Annotated in this window: 2 protein-coding genes; one reads left to right on the top strand and one right to left on the bottom strand. The window is 74.1% G+C overall.

The window, feature by feature from the left end; all coding sequences use genetic code 11:
- Positions 1 to 138: 138 nt before the first annotated feature.
- Positions 139 to 1,551, top strand: coding sequence for a nucleobase:cation symporter-2 family protein (locus tag UW392_RS10800; RefSeq protein WP_320774703.1), 1,413 nt, complete (start codon positions 139 to 141; stop codon positions 1,549 to 1,551).
- A gap of 240 nt (positions 1,552 to 1,791) precedes the next feature.
- On the opposite strand, the gene UW392_RS10795 is transcribed toward UW392_RS10800, so the two are convergent.
- Positions 1,792 to 2,418, bottom strand: a complete 627-nt coding sequence (locus tag UW392_RS10795; RefSeq protein ID WP_320774702.1) for a hypothetical protein — start codon at positions 2,416 to 2,418, stop codon at positions 1,792 to 1,794.
- Positions 2,419 to 2,602 lie beyond the last annotated feature (184 nt).

The raw sequence follows: 2,602 nt of genomic DNA, 5'->3' as shown, positions 1-2,602 counted from the left end.
CTCCGGGGCGCGCGCGGGGACGCGCGCACCCCGGAGCCGGCTCCTCCCCTCCGTCCGCGGTCCCGCACGACCACACCCGCACCACCTCCTTGAAACCCGCGTCAATGCCGACGTGCAACCGACCGGAGGCGAGCCGCCGTGGCCGACCACCCCGTTGACGAGAAACTCCCCCCTGTCAAGATGGCGACGACCGGCCTGCAGCACGTGGCCGCCATGTACGCGGGCGTCGTCGCCCCGCCCCTGATCGTCGGCGCCGCCGTCGGTCTCTCGGGTACCGAACTGACCTTCCTGACCGGCGCCTGCCTGTTCACCGCGGGCCTCGCCACCCTGCTCCAGACCCTCGGCGTGTGGAAGATCGGCGCCCGGCTGCCCTTCGTCAACGGCGTCACCTTCGCCGGTGTCGCCCCCATGACCGCCATCGTCGCCTCCACCGACGACAAGTCCGACGCGCTACCGGTGATCTTCGGCGCGGTCATCGTCGCCGGACTGCTCGGCTTCCTCGCCGCGCCCGTCTTCTGCAAGGCGGTGCGGTTCTTCCCGCCGGTCGTCACCGGCACCGTCATCACGCTGATAGGCATCTCCCTGCTGCCCGTCGCCTTCGGCTGGGCGCAGGGACCCGACGCGGGCGCCGACGACTACGGCTCACCGACCAACCTGGGCCTGGCCGCCGCCACCCTGGTCGTCGTCCTGCTGCTGCGCCGCTTCACCCGCGGCTTCGTCAAGCAGATCGCCGTCCTGCTCGGCCTGGTCGTCGGCACACTCCTCGCGATCCCGTTCGGCGTCACCGACTTCGCACCGGTCGGCGACGCGGACCTCGTCGGCTTCCCGACGCCGTTCCACTTCGGCGCACCCCAGTTCCAGCTCGCGGCGATCATCTCGATGTGCGTGGTGATGGTGGTCTCCATGACCGAGTCCACCGCCGACATGCTGGCGCTCGGCGAGATCGTGGACCGCCCGGCGGACGAGAGGACCATCGCGGCCGGCCTGCGCGCCGACACCCTCGGCTCGGCGCTCAGCCCGGTGTTCAACGGCTTCATGTGCAGCGCCTTCGCGCAGAACATAGGGCTGGTCGCGATGACCCGCATACGCAGCCGGTTCGTCGTCGCGGCCGGCGGCGGCTTCCTGATCCTGATGGGTCTGTGCCCGGTGGCCGCCTCGCTGATAGCCGTCGTACCGCGCCCGGTGCTCGGCGGCGCGGGCGTCGTCCTCTTCGGCTCCGTCGCGGCCAGCGGCATCCAGACCCTGGTGCGGGCCGCCCTCGACAAGGACAACAACGTTCTGATCGTGGCGGTCTCCCTGGCCGTCGGCATCATCCCGATCACCGCGCCGGAGTTCTACCACTCCTTCCCGGAGACCGCGAAGATCATCCTGGACTCGGGCATCTCCACGGGCTGTCTCGCCGCCGTCCTGCTCAACCTGGTCTTCAACCACCTCGGCAAGGGCCGCGACGCCCAGGACGTCACGCATCCGATGGAGGCGGGGGAGGAGCTCAGCGACTCCTCCCGCACCGGCACAGGCCGAACCGTGCCGGATCCGACGCCGGCGTCCTGAGCCACTCCCGCGGGTCCGCGACGAGCTGGCGGGCCCGCGACGAACTCGCGGGCCCGCAGGTCCGTCGGGCCGCCGGCCGCAACGATCGCCGCGGCCGGCGTGCCGTCGGCCTTGACGACGGTCTGCCGGATGCCGAACGTCCCGCCCTCACCCCACTCGAACGCGCGGCCGACCGTCACCGGCACGGAGAACGGTTCGCTCGCGACTGCCGCCTCTCCCGCGTCGGTACCGGACGGGCCGTCATGTCCTGCGCGGCGACGCCAGCAGATAACGGGCCCGGGTCCGCGGCTCGGTGTACTCGCCGACCTGCCAGCCGGCCTCCGTCAGCGTGCCGGCGGCCGCCCGCAGGAACCCGGCGTCGGGCGCGTGGACCGCGACGGCCTCGGGCTGCGGGGTGGCCCGGACCCGGTAGCCGTCCCTCTCCTCGTCCGCCGGCCGGTGCCCGGCCGCCTCAAGGGCGAGCGCGGCGGCCCGTACGAGATGGGTCCGCTCCCAGTCGCAGGGCCGGTCCACGGCGCCGTCGGGACGGGTCATCCGCCGCAGCTCCAGCAGCCCCTGCCAGGCGCTCCGCACCTCCCGGAGCCGGGCGGGCCCGGCCGGACCGGCCGGCTCCCCGCCGACCCGCGCGACGAACACCTCGGCGCCGGCGCCGGCGTCCGGCGCCTCGGGAGCCGGGACGTCGGCCGCCTCCCGTGCCCGATGACCTGCCGGTGTCAGGAAGTGGTCGTGCGGCGGGCGCGGATGCCGGAAGGCCAGCCCGTGCCGCACCAGCGCGGCGAGCTGCGCGGGGGTGCCGCGCAACCGCCCCGTCCCCGGATCGGCGGCGTCGATGATCCGCCGCTGCGCGGCGGTCGGCGGGCGGGTCACGGCACGCTCCTCTCCCGGCGCCCGGACCTTCCGGGTCCCTCGGCCGAGGGTAACGACCCCCGGGCGGTGAGTTCGCGCCAGATCGTGAGGTGACTGTTTCCGGCCGGTTTCCGCGTGGTGTCCGGCCACGAGCCGTGCGCCGCCCGACGCGCCGGGCGCGGCGGGGTGCGGCCCGTCCGCGGGC

This window comes from Streptomyces sp. CRN 30, assembly GCF_034105845.1.
This window is presented reverse-complemented; position numbering and strand designations above follow the sequence as displayed.